Raw genomic sequence first — 15,126 nt, forward strand, 5'->3', positions numbered from 1 at the left:
TGAACGAGCTTGAAAGTGATACTCCTAAAAGATGTTCCAAAAATTGGGAAAAAGGGCGAAATCAAGGAAGTTTCCGATGGGTACGCGAGGAACTATCTCATTCCCCGTGGTCTTGCCAGAGAGTACACCAAGGGGCTCGAAAGGGCGATAGAACATGAAAAGGAGATGGAAAGGAAAAAGAAAGAGCGTGAAAGAGAGGAAAGTGAGAAAATCCTGAAAGAACTCAAAAAGAGAACACATATCATAAAAGTCAAAGCGGGTGAAGCCGGGAAAATCTTCGGAGCCGTTACAGCAGCAACCCTGGCAGAAGAGATTTCAAAACTCACCGGTTTGAACCTCGACAAGAGATGGTTCAAGCTGGACAAACCCATAAAAGAAATCGGAAAGTACTCGGTGGAGGTAGTCCTGCCAGGTGGTGTTAGAGACACTATAGATATCAGGGTGGAAAGAGAAGAATGAACATAATAGGGTTTTCAAAGGCTCTGTTTTCCACTTGGATTTATTACTCTCCCGAGCGAATTCTCTTTGATGCAGGAGAGGGAGTTTCCACCGCTCTTGGAAGTAAGGTTTATGCCTTCAAATATGTTTTTCTTACACATGGCCATGTGGATCACATAGCGGGATTGTGGGGTATTGTGAACATAAGAAACAACGGAATGGGTGATAGGGAAAAGCCGCTCGATGTTTTTTACCCAAAAGGAAACAGAGCGGTTGAGGAGTACACTAATTTCATAAAAAAGGCGAACCCAGAACTTCGATTTTCCTTCAACGTTCATCCTCTGGAAGAAGGGGAAAAGGTGTTTCTTAGAGATGCGGGTGGTTTCAAACGTTACGTTCAGCCTTTCAGGACAAAGCACGTGGCATCTGAAGTGAGTTTCGGATATCACATTTTCGAGGTTAGAAGAAAACTGAAGGAAGAATTTCAGAATCTGGACAGCAAGGTGATCGCCAAACTGGTGAAGGAAAAAGGTCGGGATTTCGTAACTGATGAGTATCACAAAAAAATCCTCACCATCAGCGGTGATTCTCTGGCACTCGATCCAGAAGAGGTGGAGGGAACAGAGCTTCTGATCCACGAGTGCACCTTTCTCGATCCTCGTGATCGAAGGTACAAGAATCACGCATCGATCGATGAAGTCATGGAAACAGTGAAGAAAGCGGGTGTGAAAAGGGTGATTCTTTACCACATTTCAACACGCTACATAAGGAGCATTAAGAGCGTCATAAAAAAGTACAGGGAGATGTTGCCTGACGTGGAGATCACCTACATGGATCCGAGGAGGGTGTTCGAGATGTGAGGGGGGATACTATGGAAGCATGGATGTTCTGGCTTATTCTTGGTGTAATACTCATGGTAGCGGAGATCTTCACACCCACCTTTTTCATTTTCTGGTTCGGTGTGGGATCACTTGCGGCTTCGTTGGTATCTTTGTACTTGGGTGTTTACATTCAAATAATCGTCTTTGCCGTTGTTTCAATCGTCTTGGTTCTTTTAACAAGGAAACTGGTTCAGAGCTGGGAATCTCCAAGGAAAATCCACGTTGAAGAGATCGTTGGGAAGGTGGCTCTCGTTATCGAAACGATAAACAACAAAGAGGGAACCGGCCTTGTGAAGATCGACGGGGACGTGTGGAGGGCATTTGCGGAGGACGATGAGGAAATCATTGAAAAGGGTGAACACGTGAAGATCCTGAAAGTAGAAGGAGCCCACGTCGTTGTGAAAAAAGTTTGAGGAGGTGAGGGATATGCTGATAGCCCTTGTTGTTGTCGTTCTGTTTCTTGTGATAGTTGCTGCCAGTTCTTTGAGGATAGTGAGGCCTTACGAGCGAGGTCTGGTAGAAAGGCTTGGAAAGTTCAAGAGGGAAGTAGGATCAGGAATACACTTCATCATTCCGTTCTTCGAACGTATGATAAAAGTCGATATGAGAGAGAAAGTGATCGATGTTCCACCACAGGAAGTGATAACAAGGGACAACGTGGTTGTAACCGTCGATGCGGTCATCTACTACGAAATCACGGATGCTTACAAGGTGGTATACAACGTGAGTAACTTCGAAATGGCCACCATAAAGCTTGCTCAGACCAATCTCAGAAACGTGATAGGAGAGCTAGAACTCGATCAGACGCTCACTTCGAGAGAAAGGATAAACATGAAGCTCAGAACGGTTCTCGATGAAGCAACAGACAAGTGGGGTGTAAGGATCACCCGGGTTGAGATCAAAAAGATAGATCCTCCTCAGGACATCACAGATGCCATGAGTAAGCAGATGAAAGCTGAAAGAACGAAGAGGGCAGCCATACTGGAAGCTGAAGGTTACAAACAGGCCCAGATCTTGAGGGCAGAGGGTGAAAAGAACGCAGCAATACTAAGAGCAGAAGGAGAAGCCGAAGCAATAAAGCGAGTTGCTGAGGCAAACATGCAAAAACTCATGCTCGAAGCACGTGGACAGGCCGAGGCAATAAAACTTGTCTTTGGTGCTATACACGAAGGTAAACCAACAAAAGATCTTCTCACTGTCAGGTATCTGGAGACACTCAAAGAGATGGCAAACGGTCAGGCGACAAAGATCTTCCTTCCGTTCGAAGCAAGTTCCATACTCGCAAGTCTAGGGGTCATCTCGGAGATCTTCAAAGAAAAGAACGAGGACAAAAGGGATGAGAAATGATGTGGTTTTTTGAGGGACTTCTGTTCTGTGGAGTGGGGTTTGCCACTTCCATACTTTTTTCTTACTTTTACCTCAAAGAGAGGGAAAAACTGGATTTGAGTGCCTTCAGGATTTTCAACGAGTTCACTGTTCTAGGACTCATCTTTTTGTTTTCCTGGGTTTTCAACCCTGTGATCTTTCGACTGTTGGTTTCCGGACTTGCTGTACTCTTTTTTCTTGGAGAATCTGCTCGTTTCTTAATGGGCATAGACAAACAGTACCGCATCATGTTTCTGGCCTTTGAATACAACGACAGGGAATTCAGTTTGTACCAGATCAGAAAGAGACTGTTCAGATCTTTCGTAAAACCCGCCCTGAAATTTTTAGGATTGTACGCTGTCTTCTCCAACGTTGATCTGAAGAGCTCTCTGATAGTTCCGGCAATATTGTTCCTTGGTGTAACAATCAGTTTACTGAACGGAATAAATAAACTCGACTAATTTGGTAGAATAATAATGGAGGTGAAAAAATGGGAATTCTGTCTGAAAAGGACGTGGCGTATCTCAAGGATCTTTTCAACAAAGAACTGGAGAAAAAAGTGAAGGTGCTGCTCTTCAAGACCGACGACAAAGCACGCTGTCAGTACTGTGAAATCACAGAACAGGTGCTCAACGAACTGGTTTCCATCGATCCAAGGATTGAACTCGAAGTTCACGATTTTGACACCGAAAAAGAGGTGACCGAGAAGTACCAGGTGGAAATGGTTCCTGCCACAGTTTTGCTCTCTGAAGAGGGAAAGGACTACGGCATAAGGTTCTACGGTGTTCCTTCAGGCCACGAATTTGGCACACTCATACAGGATATCATCACAGTTTCAAAGGGAAAGCCACAACTTTCCGAAGAAAGCATACAGAAACTCCAAAGTCTTGAAGAACCGATAAGGATAAGCGTGTTCGTCACCCCGACGTGTCCTTACTGTCCAAGGGCGGTTCTGATGGCCCACAACATGGCTATGGCAAGCGACAAGATCATTGGAGAGATGATCGAGGCGAACGAATACTGGGAATTGAGTGAGAAATTCGGTGTCTCCTCCGTTCCGCACATCGTGGTGAACAGGGATCCTTCAAAATTCTTCGTAGGAGCCTACCCTGAGAAGGAATTCATAAACGAGGTTTTGAGGCTTGCGAAGGGGTGATGAAATGTGGTTTTCTTCGACACTGGTTCTGTGAAGAAAAAAGAGATCAAAGATAGATACGACATAGTGGTCGTCGGTGCAGGGCCAGCAGGTCTTGCTTCTGCCATATATGCAAGAAGAGCGGGATTGTCTGTTCTTGTTGTTGAAAAGGCGATCGAAGGTGGGTATGTAAATCTCACTCACCTGGTTGAGAACTATCCGGGCTTTCCAAAAATATCGGGTGAGGAACTCGCCTCGAAGTTTAAAGAACACGCGGAAAGCTTTGGTGCAGACATCTACAACGCAGAAGTTGTAAAACTTGAAGTTCAAGAAAATAAAAAAGTGGTCGAACTTGATGATGGTAAGAAAATAGAAGCTCCTGTGGTGATCGTTGCAACGGGTGCCAATCCAAAGAGACTGAACGTTCCCGGAGAAAAGGAGTTTTTCGGAAGGGGAGTCTCTTACTGTGCAACGTGTGACGGATACCTGTTTGCAGGAAAGGACATCGTGGTTGTTGGAGGAGGAGACAGTGCGTGCGATGAATCGATCTTTCTCTCCAACATCGTAAACAAGATCACGATGGTCCAGCTTCTGGAAACCCTCACCGCGGCGAAGGTTCTCCAGGAAAGGGTGTTGAACAATCCGAAGATAGAGGTGATCTACAATTCCACGGTGAAGGAGATACGGGGAAAAGACAAGGTTGAAGAGGTCGTCATAGAGAACGTGAAGACCGGTGAAACGAAGGTGCTGAAAACCGAAGGAGTGTTCATATTCATAGGACTGGATCCCAATTCCAAATTGCTCGAAGGACTCGTTGAGTTGGATCCTTATGGCTACGTTATAACGGACGAAAACATGGAGACAAGTATCAAAGGTCTTTACGCTGTTGGAGATGTGAGGAAGAAGAACCTCAGGCAGATTGTTACAGCAGTCGCAGACGGAGCCATAGCGGTAGAGCACGCTGCAAAGCATTACTTCTGATCACCCAGGATCAAAACAACCTTTCCTTCCAGGGGATGATTGGGTGGAGGTGTCTGATCGGATACCATCCACCCTTTGCCTTTCAGTTCCACATCCTTGACACCGAGTTCTTCCAACACAAGGAGGGCGTCTCTCACCGGTAGGCCCACCAGATTGGGCATCAAACCTCTTATGAGGGTTATTTTTTTCTCCTTTTTTTCTATTAGAAGTTCCACTATCTTTCTGAATACAGGAGCAGCAACGTCACCTCCGTAGAACGCTCCAGAAGGACTGTCCAGATGCACCATTATCATGTATTTGGGATCGTCCGCAGGGAAGAAACCCACAAAGAGAGAGTGATAGAGATCCTGGTACTTTCCCCCAACGGCCTTTTGAGCTGTTCCCGTTTTGCCAGCGATCTCCAATCCCCTGATTTGTGCAAACCTTCCCGTACCCTCTTCAACGACTTCTATCATGGCTTTCTTGATCGTCTCTGCTGTTGTTTCAGAAAAGACCTTCCTCTTCTCAACAGGACTTTCCTTCAAAATGGACGGTTTTATCCAGTATCCTCCGTTGGCAAACACGTTGAGGGAAGCCACAAGTTGAATGGGTGTAACACCGATTCCTTGGCCTATGGAGATCTCCGCCGGATCTATGAGTGACCACTCTTTTGGATTTCTCAGTATTCCATCGATTTCTCCTTCCATTTCCACTCCTGTCTTTTCTCCAAAACCTGCTCTTTTCAACCATTCATAGAATCCTTCAACTCCTATGTGTTTTACGATCAGATCTCCTACCCTCACACTCATAACGTTACAGGATTTCACGATTCCAGTGAGAAAGTCAACCTTTCCGTGTTTTTCTATGTCTCTTATGATGATGTTCAGTTCTTCAACAGGCTTTATCTCTCCTTGACATTCTATGGAAAAAGACGGTGAAGCAGACCTTGTTTCGAGTGCAATAGCGTAAACCACGGGTTTTATGGTGGAACCGGGCTCTATATAACCACCGATCAGATCGTTCCAACTCCTTGTGGTCACCATTGAAAGGATCTTTCCCGTTTTTGATTCCATGACAATGGCATGTCCTGCTTCTGCGGAAAACTCTTTCACAGCGTCGGAAATAATTCTATAGACATGTCTTTGAAGATCCAGGTCGATGGACAAATGAACATCCTGACCATCCTCTGGTAGGATGTAGTCGGTAAGAACAGGAGAAAGCCTTGCGCCTCTGTATAGAAACTCCAGAGCTCCCTTTCTTTTCCCTTTTAGGACATCGTCGAAGAAACCTTCAACACCGCCTCTTCCTTGACCGTTCAGAACCGCACCTGTCAGCACACCTACGCTGTAATCTTGAAACCTTTTTCTTCTGTACTCCACTTCCAAGCTGACAAAGGGTAAGATATCTGGGTCGAGTCTTTTCAGAACACTTTCCTTATCTTCTGCTTCTGTTAGTCTGTAGAATCTGTACTTCAGGATCTCCTCTGGATCTTTTTCGATACCACAGGCCTTCAGAGTCCTCTCAAGAGCACTCTTGTTACCATTCCGCCTTTTGAAAAAATCGACATCCAGATAGGCAACATAAACCGGAGAATCGTAAGCGATCTTTCTTCCCCTTGCGTCCAGAATACTACCGCGCTTTGGAGGGATTGAAACATACCAGTGGGACTTCTGTCCTACAGGGGGAAAGAAGAAAAGGTTTATGAACGAGACCGCCAGAAATAACATGAACACTGCCAGAAGCAGAGCCAACCTTTTCTCCATCTAATTCCTTCACTCCGCAGGATGCACAACATCGAAATAGGAGGAAATGTGGTCGAATTCTTCTTTCAAAGTTTGATATGTTGTTTTCATCTCTTCTATTCTGATCTCAAGCTGTCTGTTGGCCTGTGTCAGCTTAAAGGTTAGAATTCCCATTCTCAATGCTGTTATCCCCACGAATATCAGCATGATGACCATGATGATAGTAAAGACGAGTTGATAAGAGAGCACAAGAACCCTGGATTTCTGGTTTACCTTCGCTGGCAGTTCAATCTCCTCCTTCCTCCACGAGCTCCGCTGCACGCAGACGAGCACTTCTGGAACGAGGATTCTCTCTCACTTCTTCTTCAGAGGGACGTACTGGTTTTTCCGTCAGAATACGGAGTTTTCTGGAATTTCTGAAAGCCTCCTTTACTATCCTGTCTTCCAGAGAATGAAAAGAGATCACCACTATCCTGCCGCCGAACTTCAAAAGTTTTTCTGCCTTGTTCAGGAGAAATTCCCTCAAATTCTCAAGTTCTCTGTTGACGTATATCCTTATTGCCTGGAACGTTCTGGTGGCAAAATGTCTCTTTCGACGCCTTATTTCGTAAGAAGGAAGTGCTTCGCTCACAGCTTTCACGAGATCCAGAGTGGTGTTGAGGGGTCTGTTTTCCACGATCTTTCTTGCTATTTTCCTTGCGTATCTTTTCTCTTCTCCGTACTCGAAGATGATACGGGCCAGTTCTTCTTCGCTCAGTTCGTTCAGTACCTTCTGGGCTGTTATCTCACTTTCCAGATCCATACGCATGTCGAGTGGCTCTTCTCTTTCGAAGGTGAAACCTCTGTTCTCCCCCTTCAACTGATAGGTTGAAACACCAAGATCCAGCAATATTCCATCCACTTTTTCAATTTCAAGAGTTTTGAGTAAGAAATCTACGTCCCTATAAGAAGCTTTGAAGAGACTCACTCGATCGGAAAAATCTTCGAGTTTTCTCTCGGCGATTTGAAGAACCTCTGAATCAACATCTATTCCGATCAGTCTACAACCAGGGCAGCTCTCCAGGATTGCTCGTGCGTGTCCACCTTCCCCCACCGTGCAATCCAGAATGATCTTTTCATCCTCGGGTTTTAGATATTCGATCACTTCTCGAACCATTACTGGAATATGGTAGTGTGTATATTTCCTCATCTTCTTACACCTCTGAACAGTGGGATTGGACTTCGCTTGCAGAAAATTATAACGTGTTTTTACATAAAAGTCAAAAAATGACGAACATAATTCAAAGTATCCAAATCAGGCTTCTGATGGGAATTATGTGGTGAAATATCTTGATATACGGGTGTATACCTATTGTGTCGATGAAAGAGGATGGTGCTGTTTATTGGGTGTTACTTTTTTGTTTATCATTCTTAATAATAAAGTGCTAATATATTTCGCCGGAGGTGAGACATATGAGAAACCTGAACGACAAGATGAAGGATATCTTTGAAAAGAGTGTGGAGGATCTCAAAGACAGAAACCAGAATTTACTTAGACCTGAGCACATTCTCCTTCAGATCCTGTACGACGAAAACGACGTCACAAAGATACTGGAAGAACTCAATGTGAACACGGAAGAGATTGCCGACGAACTGGAGGGTTACATCGATTCCCAGTACGGGATATTCTATGGATTTTCCGATCAGGTGTACGTTTCCAGAGAGCTTTCGTACATCCTGGAACTGGCAAGGAAGGAAGCCAGGCTCTTCAAGCAGAAAGACGTGGGGCCTCTGCACTTCCTCCTGGGCCTTCTGAGGGATGGTTCAACGCATGCAGCGCGCGTTCTCAAAAAGTATGGAGTGGACTACGAAAAGGTGCTTCAGAAAGTGAAAGAGCACGAAGAGGAGTTTGTGGATAAGCAATCACCGATCACGGCGTTTGCCACAGATCTGACGAAGCTTGCCAAGGAAGGAAAGATCGGTCCCATCATAGGAAGGGAAAAAGAAATCGAGCGCGTGATAGAGATCTTGATGAGGCGAACGAAGAACAATCCAATACTCATCGGAGATCCTGGAGTGGGGAAAACGGCCATCGTGGAAGGACTTGCTCAGAGGATCGTGGAGGGGAAAGTACCCGATCCTTTAAAAGGTGTGCGTGTGTTGATGGTCGATCTTGGTAGGATGATAGCGGGTACCAAGTACAGAGGTGAGTTCGAAGAAAGGCTAAAATCCTTCCTCGACGAAGTGATGAAACAGAAAGAAAAAACCATTCTGTTCATCGATGAAATCCATACCATAGTCGGAGCGGGAGCAGCTGAAGGGGCAATGGATGCGGCCAACATGTTGAAACCCGCCCTTGCCCGAGGTGAAATCAGGGTCATAGGAGCAACCACACTGGATGAATACAGAAAGCACATAGAAAAGGACAAAGCACTCGCCAGAAGATTTCAGCCGGTTTTGGTGAAGGAACCCAGTGTGGAGGAAACGATAGAGATCCTGAAAGGCCTCAAGAGGGTTTATGAAGAACATCATAAGGTCAAAATAGAAGATGAAGCAATAGAGGCTGCCGCGAAGCTTTCTGCAAGGTACATAACAGACAGATTCCTCCCGGACAAGGCAATCGACCTGCTGGATGAAGCAGCTGCGAGGGTGAAACTGGGCTTCTCAAAACAGAAAAAGGATGAGGCAAGGCTTCAGGAACTCGAAAGAAAGATAAAAGAACTTGAGAACAGAATCGACGAGCTCACCGTGAGGTCCCAGTACAAAGAAGTTGCAGATCTCAAGAAGGAACTTTTCAAACTGAAGAGCGAATACGAAGCCCTGAAGAGTGGAAGGCCGGTCGTCACAGCAGAGAAAATAGCGGAAGTTGTGGAATCCTGGTCTGGAGTACCTGTGTCCAGAATAGTGGAGTCGGAGAAAGAGAAGTTGCTCAAACTTGAAGAGATCATACACCAGAGACTGGTGGATCAGGAAGAGGCCGTCAGAGTTGTGGCGGATGCCATAAGAAAAGCACGTGCGGGGATAAAAGATCCAAACAGACCTGTTGGAACGTTCCTCTTTTTGGGACCAACGGGTGTTGGAAAAACAGAGCTTGCAAAAACACTCGCCGAGGTGCTCTTTGGAAGTGAAAACGCCCTCATTCGAATCGACATGAGTGAGTACATGGAAAAGCACGCCGTTTCCAAACTGATAGGAGCACCACCGGGTTACGTAGGATACGAAGAAGGTGGTCAGCTCACAGAGGCTGTGAGAAGAGGACCGTACAGCGTGATCCTGCTCGACGAGATAGAAAAGGCTCATCCAGATGTTTTTAACATACTGCTTCAGATCATGGATGATGGTAGACTGACCGATGCCAAAGGAAACGTCGTGGATTTTAAAAACACGATCATAATAATGACGAGTAACATAGCAAGCGATCTTATCTTGAACTTCGTCAGAGAAGGCAAAAGCTTCGAGGAGATCGAAGAGAAAGTGAGAGAAGAGTTGAAACACTACTTCAGACCGGAGTTCATAAACAGGATAGACCACGTGGTCGTGTTCAAACCACTCACCAAGGAACATATGAAACAGATAGTGGAGATCATGTTGAAAAGACTCGAAGGTCGTTTGAAGGACAAAAGTATAAGACTGACCATCACCGATGCAGCAAAAGAGTACCTTGCAGAAAAGGGGTATGACCCAACCTTCGGAGCAAGACCGTTGAGAAGACTCATTGAAAGGGAGATAGAGACACCTCTGGCTAGGATGATCATAGCAGGCGAGGTCAAAGAAGGTCAGACGGTAAGAGTAGACTTCAACGGTGAAAAACTGATACTCGAGGTTGCAAGAGAGATCGAGAAGGTGAGTTGAGGGGGATTATCCCCCTCTTTTTCTTTCCCAGTTCAACTCCGCTATGGACTTTTGAAGATAGAGAGGCTCTATCTCGTAGTAATGCACAAATCTTCCTTCTTTAAACGCCTTTTCTGTTTCCTCAACGAGCACTTTCGGTGATATGAAGATTTCTTCTTCCAGAACAGCGGAGGGTTTTGTTTCTGAAAGGATCTTCTGTACCTCCTCGTCTGAGAAAACGGAGGGTTCTTTGATGGTGTTCAGAAGATCTCCCTGTTTCGAGTAGACTGCAAAGTAGCGATAACCCTTACGTGCCCTTCTGGAAACAAGGACCGTACCATCGATGGGAAGGCTCTTCACGGCCATTTCGAAAGAGTTCAGAGGAACAACGGGAATATCGAAAGGAGCCGTTATACCTATGATGGTTGCGATTCCAACTCTGAGTCCAGTTAGCGTCCCAGGGCCGATACCCACTCCCACAGCGCTCAGATCTTTCACAGAGATACTATTTTCACTCAAGAGCCTCTCTATCAGAACAGGAAGTACCTCTGCGTGTTTTTTCTGCCCTGTGTAGGAGACTTCGATTACATCTTCATCTCTTTTCAGACCAACTCTTATTCTTTGAGAGGTATCCAGCGCCAGCACGATCATTTTTTCACCTCATATTATGCTGTCCACTTCTCGTACGAAGAATTCGTAGTTTTTAAAATCCCAGCCTCTTCTTTCAAAAAAGTACTTCATGAAATCTGCCACCACTTCATCTCTGTTTTTGCTCTTCACGGCGGAGTACGGAACGTAGAGTGCGTATCTGTTTCCCTCTGAATGGATCTTCATGTAATCGTGATCTTCCAAATAGGAGGCTTCTTCCACGAAGACGTTCAGAGTCGCCCACTCTCCAAGGGGAAGTCTGGTGGCATCGGTTTCCGGGATTAAGGCTTTCAAAATAAAACTCGGAATTTGTTCCTGATCTTCCAAAACGTTGATCTTGAGGAAAATCCTTCCTGCCGACTCCGAGTTCACAACGTCCAAGGTGATACCGGTTTCTCGCAAGATCTCCCTGATTTTCTTCTCGAAGTCTCTGGTATCTATGTCCTTTCTCCGGTAGAAGATCTCCAGGCTGTCCATCAGTTTCAACGCCTACACCCCTTTCTTCACACCAAAACCCTCTTTCTCCACATTACCAAGAGGTTCCACGTGTATCGTCAAATCCTCTATATCGTCTCTTTTGCTCATTATCTCTTCTCTTATTTTCACGGTCAGGTCGTGAGCGTCTTCCACGGTCATCGATCCATCAACTTCTATATCCATCTCTATGTAATATTTCGTTCCCACTTTTCTCACCCTGACCCTGTGAGGGTTGTGTACATCTGGAAACTTTTCTAAAACCCTGAAGATGTCTGTGTATATATCTAATTCCGATTCTTTCATTCCATCCATCAACTCGAAGGCAGCCTCGTAGAAGATCTGGAAAGAAGTTCTGAGGATCATTATCGAAACGAATATCGCAAGAACACTGTCCAGCCACCACCAACCGAGTGTCTTCATCGCTATCATTCCAGCCAGCACGGCGCCGGAGATCATGATGTCGTTTCTCATGTTCAGAGCGTCACTGATCGTGGCAAGGCTGTTGAGACGCTTTCCAAGTGACAGTTTGTACAGGAAAAGGAAAGTTTTTCCTGCAGCAGAAGCCCCAACAACGAAGAAGGCAGGAAAAGTTAACTCCAGAGAGATCTCGCCGGTGATCAGTCTTTTTATGGACTCTAGCAACAAGGAAGCTCCTGCATAGAACATGATGAACGAGATGATCTTTGAAGCCACAGCCTCCACTCTTCCGTGACCGTAGGGATGAGTTCTGTCGGGGGGTTTTCCCGAAATGCGCGCCGACAGGAGAATGACAAAAGATGTGAATATGTCGGTTGACGTATCTATTCCATCTGCAAGTATCGCATAACTTCCTGTGAAAAGTCCTGTGATCACCTTCAACAACGCAAGGGCAGTGTTCCCAACGATTCCAACCCAGGCACCCTTTTTTATCTCATCGTGCCTTTCCAACGAACCTCACCTCAATGAGAAAAGGCCCACCGGAGTGGGCCTTTTTCATCTCTTTATTGAGTAGAAGGAAGAAAACCCTCTGAACTCTGCCACTTTTCCAAGCTCTTCCTCAATTCTCAGAAGTTGATTGTACTTGGCGATCCTTTCGCTTCTGGACAGAGATCCCGTCTTGATGAATCCGGCGTTGGTTGCCACCGCAAGATCTGCTATGAAGGTGTCTTCACTCTCTCCGGATCTGTGGGAGATGATGGCCGTCATGTTGTTCTTCTGAGCGAGTTCCACTGCATCGAGTGTTTCCGTGACGGTTCCTATCTGGTTGAGCTTTATGAGAATGGAGTTTGTCGCTTTGAGTTCGATTCCTTTGGAGAGTCTCTTAACGTTGGTCACGTAGAGATCGTCTCCCACGATCTGAACCTTGTGTCCTACCCTCTTGGTGAATTCGACAAACGCATCCCAATCTTCTTCTGCAAACGGATCTTCGATGGATATGATTGGATATTTTGCTACCAGTTCCTCGTAGTATCCCATGAGTACCTCGCTGGATTTTTCCTCGCCGTCAACGAAGTAGACTCCCTTTTCTTCGTCGTAGAAGGAGGATGCAGCACAGTCGAGGGCGATGAACACCTGCTCACCGGGGATGTAACCAGCCTTCTCTATGGCTTCAATCAGTATCTTTATCGCCTCTTCGTTGGATGAGAGGTTCGGTGCGAATCCACCTTCGTCGCCGACCGCCGTCACGTGTCCAGAGTCGTGAAGGATCTTCTTGAGGGTGTGGAAGATCTCGGCTCCTGCTCTCAGGGCTTCTCTGAAACTGTCAAATCCCGCTGGAACGATCATGAACTCCTGGAGGTCAAGGTTGTTATCTGCATGCTGACCACCGTTTATTACGTTCATGAGAGGAACGGGAAGTACCTTCGCATTGACTCCACCGAGGTATTTGTACAGTGGAAGTCCCAGATAGTTCGCCGCCGCTCTTGCCACTGCCATGGAGACAGCGAGAATAGCGTTGGCACCGAGTTTTGATTTGTTTTCTGTGCCGTCGAGTTCGATCAGTGTTTTGTCCACAAGGGGCTGATCGAAGGCGTTCATGCCGATCAGAGCGGGGGCGATTGTTTCGTTGACATTTTCTACGGCTTTCAGGACACCTTTTCCGTGATACCTTTTCTTGTCTTTGTCCCTTATCTCCAAAGCTTCGAACTTTCCAGTGGATGCTCCGGAAGGAACGATCGCCCTTCCCACAGTACCATCTTCCAGAACGACTTCGGCCTCAACGGTGGGATTTCCTCGAGAATCGAGAACTTCTCTTGCCCTCACATCGACGATTTCCACGTACACAGTCTCCACCTCCTCGCTTTTTTGATTCCATCAATATTGTACCCCATTCCGATTAAATCTCTATTTGAGTTTCGGTTATAACATCGAGTATCTCTTCCGGTTTTATGAGTTCTCCGTTCACTTTGTTTATCGTCCTTATGACCTTCGATTTTCTGTCGATGGCACTGATCAGTTCTTTCGCGTACTGCCCCAGATTCATCTCGGCGATGATGATCGTGTTCACCTTCTCCGCCAGTTTCCTGAATCTGGAAATGGGAGCTGGCCAGATCGTAATGGGTTTGAACAGTCCCACTTTAATCCGATCGCGTCTTGCTATTTTCACAGCCCTCAGAGCACTTCTTGCGACGATTCCATAAGCCACCACGAGGATCTCTGCATCTTCCACTTCGTACTCTTCGTACAGAGCTAGTTCGTCTGAGTGAAGCCTTATCTTGTTTGTGAGCCGTCTTATCAGTTTCTCCGCCACATCGGGAGAACTGAGAGGAAAGCCAGATTCATCGTGTACAAGACCGGAAACGTGAAACTTCGTCCTTCCCATCTCGGCCATTGGTAGCGGCGTGGGTTCTGCGTACTCGCTCTCGGAAAACGGAACAAATAACTCTTCGTCACCAAAAGATGTGTCCTTCAGTCTTTCTATGACGAAAAGATCTTCGTCTTTTGGAGGGTAGAAACTCTCCCTCATGTGTCCCAGGGTCTCATCCATCAGGAAGATAACCGGTGTTCTGTACTCTTCTGCCATGTTGAAAGCGGTGATTATGTGACGATACACTTCTTCCACCGTGGAGGGATAGAGGGCAATTATGGCGTGATCGCCGTGTGTTCCCCACCTTGCCTGCATGATGTCTCCCTGGGCCGGTTTTGTGGGAAGTCCTGTGGACGGTCCCAGTCTCATAACGTTGACAAAAACGCACGGAGTCTCCGTCATTATCGCGTATCCGATCACTTCCTGCATGAGACTGAATCCAGGACCACTCGTTGCAGTCATGGCCTTCACACCGGCAAGAGAGGCCCCAACAACGGCTGCGGCACTGGCTATTTCGTCTTCCATCTGGATGAACACACCTCCGACCTTTGGTAACTCCCTCGCCATGACTTCGGCTATCTCCGTAGAAGGTGTGATGGGATAACCTGCGAAGAATCTGCATCCCGCTTTTATGGCACCCAGTGCACATGCCTCGTTTCCCTGCAAAAACATCATCTCCGGCATCTTTCTTCACTTCCCAGTACCTCTATTGCCATCTCAGGACAAATTTTCTCGCATCTCAGACACCCGATGCATTTTTCTTCGCGTATCATGGGTCTTCCAAGTTCATCACTTGTGATAGCCTTTGTGGGACAAACCCAGGAGCACAGTTTGCAGGCTTTACACCAATCGTAGTTTACCTCGATTCTGTATCCCATAACCTCA

17 protein-coding genes are annotated in these 15,126 nt (G+C 46.3%); 8 read left to right on the forward strand and 9 right to left on the reverse strand.

Annotation, left to right across the window (positions count from 1 at the left end; all coding sequences use genetic code 11):
* Positions 1–9 precede the first annotated feature (9 nt).
* Genes rplI through trxB form a run of 7 tightly spaced genes read left to right on the forward strand, consistent with a single transcriptional unit; the run spans position 10 to position 4,800 of the window.
* The gene (rplI, locus tag AS006_RS05120; RefSeq protein ID WP_101513262.1) at positions 10–459 is read left to right on the forward strand and encodes a 50S ribosomal protein L9; all 450 of its coding nucleotides are present in this window, start codon (positions 10–12) and stop codon (positions 457–459) included.
* Complete coding sequence (gene rnz / locus AS006_RS05125) at positions 456–1,298, forward strand: ribonuclease Z (RefSeq protein WP_101513263.1); 843 nt, start codon at positions 456–458, stop codon at positions 1,296–1,298. Before rplI ends, rnz begins: the two co-directional genes overlap by 4 nt.
* 11 nt (positions 1,299–1,309) lie before the next feature.
* Positions 1,310–1,732 (forward strand): NfeD family protein, encoded by a 423-nt coding sequence (locus tag AS006_RS05130; RefSeq protein WP_101513264.1) that lies wholly within the window; start codon positions 1,310–1,312, stop codon positions 1,730–1,732.
* Between the two features lie 13 nt (positions 1,733–1,745).
* Positions 1,746–2,666 (forward strand): SPFH domain-containing protein, encoded by a 921-nt coding sequence (locus tag AS006_RS05135; protein ID WP_101513265.1) that lies wholly within the window; start codon positions 1,746–1,748, stop codon positions 2,664–2,666.
* Positions 2,666–3,145, forward strand: coding sequence for a hypothetical protein (locus AS006_RS05140; protein WP_233185642.1), 480 nt, complete (start codon positions 2,666–2,668; stop codon positions 3,143–3,145). The genes AS006_RS05135 and AS006_RS05140 overlap by 1 nt, the downstream gene beginning before the upstream one ends.
* Before the next feature lie 29 nt (positions 3,146–3,174).
* Positions 3,175–3,840 (forward strand): thioredoxin family protein, encoded by a 666-nt coding sequence (locus tag AS006_RS05145; protein WP_101513267.1) that lies wholly within the window; start codon positions 3,175–3,177, stop codon positions 3,838–3,840.
* A gap of 6 nt (positions 3,841–3,846) precedes the next feature.
* Positions 3,847–4,800 carry a thioredoxin-disulfide reductase gene (gene trxB, locus AS006_RS05150; RefSeq protein ID WP_101513268.1) on the forward strand — a complete coding sequence of 318 codons (954 nt, stop codon included), beginning with the start codon at positions 3,847–3,849 and terminating at the stop codon, positions 4,798–4,800.
* Here the strand turns inward: trxB and AS006_RS05155 are convergent.
* Genes AS006_RS05155 through rsmH form a run of 3 tightly spaced genes read right to left on the reverse strand, consistent with a single transcriptional unit; the run spans position 4,791 to position 7,710 of the window.
* Complete coding sequence (locus tag AS006_RS05155; RefSeq protein WP_101513269.1) at positions 4,791–6,542, reverse strand: penicillin-binding transpeptidase domain-containing protein; 1,752 nt, start codon at positions 6,540–6,542, stop codon at positions 4,791–4,793. The genes trxB and AS006_RS05155 overlap by 10 nt on opposite strands.
* Positions 6,543–6,551: 9 nt before the next feature.
* The gene (locus AS006_RS05160; RefSeq protein WP_101513270.1) at positions 6,552–6,842 is read right to left on the reverse strand and encodes a hypothetical protein; all 291 of its coding nucleotides are present in this window, start codon (positions 6,840–6,842) and stop codon (positions 6,552–6,554) included.
* On the reverse strand, positions 6,808–7,710 hold the full coding sequence (gene rsmH, locus AS006_RS05165) for a 16S rRNA (cytosine(1402)-N(4))-methyltransferase RsmH (RefSeq protein ID WP_101513271.1): 903 nt from the start codon (positions 7,708–7,710) through the stop codon (positions 6,808–6,810). Before rsmH ends, AS006_RS05160 begins: the two co-directional genes overlap by 35 nt.
* Before the next feature lie 263 nt (positions 7,711–7,973).
* Here rsmH and AS006_RS05170 point away from each other — a divergent pair, with 263 nt between their 5' ends.
* Positions 7,974–10,352 carry an ATP-dependent Clp protease ATP-binding subunit gene (locus AS006_RS05170; protein WP_101513272.1) on the forward strand — a complete coding sequence of 793 codons (2,379 nt, stop codon included), beginning with the start codon at positions 7,974–7,976 and terminating at the stop codon, positions 10,350–10,352.
* Positions 10,353–10,358: 6 nt separating this feature from the next.
* On the opposite strand, the gene tsaB is transcribed toward AS006_RS05170, so the two are convergent.
* The 6 genes from tsaB to AS006_RS05200 are packed head-to-tail and all read right to left on the reverse strand — an operon-like array spanning position 10,359 to position 15,119.
* Complete coding sequence (gene tsaB / locus AS006_RS05175; protein WP_101513273.1) at positions 10,359–10,982, reverse strand: tRNA (adenosine(37)-N6)-threonylcarbamoyltransferase complex dimerization subunit type 1 TsaB; 624 nt, start codon at positions 10,980–10,982, stop codon at positions 10,359–10,361.
* Positions 10,983–10,991: 9 nt separating this feature from the next.
* Positions 10,992–11,456, reverse strand: a complete 465-nt coding sequence (locus AS006_RS05180) for a DUF3855 domain-containing protein (protein WP_233185655.1) — start codon at positions 11,454–11,456, stop codon at positions 10,992–10,994.
* 12 nt (positions 11,457–11,468) lie between these two features.
* Positions 11,469–12,383, reverse strand: coding sequence for a cation diffusion facilitator family transporter (locus AS006_RS05185; protein ID WP_101513275.1), 915 nt, complete (start codon positions 12,381–12,383; stop codon positions 11,469–11,471).
* Positions 12,384–12,428: 45 nt separating this feature from the next.
* Positions 12,429–13,718, reverse strand: a complete 1,290-nt coding sequence (gene eno, locus AS006_RS05190) for a phosphopyruvate hydratase (protein WP_199167395.1) — start codon at positions 13,716–13,718, stop codon at positions 12,429–12,431.
* A gap of 52 nt (positions 13,719–13,770) precedes the next feature.
* Complete coding sequence (locus AS006_RS05195; protein ID WP_101513276.1) at positions 13,771–14,925, reverse strand: 2-oxoacid:acceptor oxidoreductase subunit alpha; 1,155 nt, start codon at positions 14,923–14,925, stop codon at positions 13,771–13,773.
* Complete coding sequence (locus AS006_RS05200) at positions 14,913–15,119, reverse strand: ATP-binding protein (protein ID WP_101513277.1); 207 nt, start codon at positions 15,117–15,119, stop codon at positions 14,913–14,915. The genes AS006_RS05195 and AS006_RS05200 overlap by 13 nt, the downstream gene beginning before the upstream one ends.
* Between the last annotated feature and the right edge of the window lie 7 nt (positions 15,120–15,126).

It is taken from the genome of Thermotoga sp. SG1, assembly GCF_002865985.1.
GTDB lineage: Bacteria > Thermotogota > Thermotogae > Thermotogales > Thermotogaceae > Thermotoga.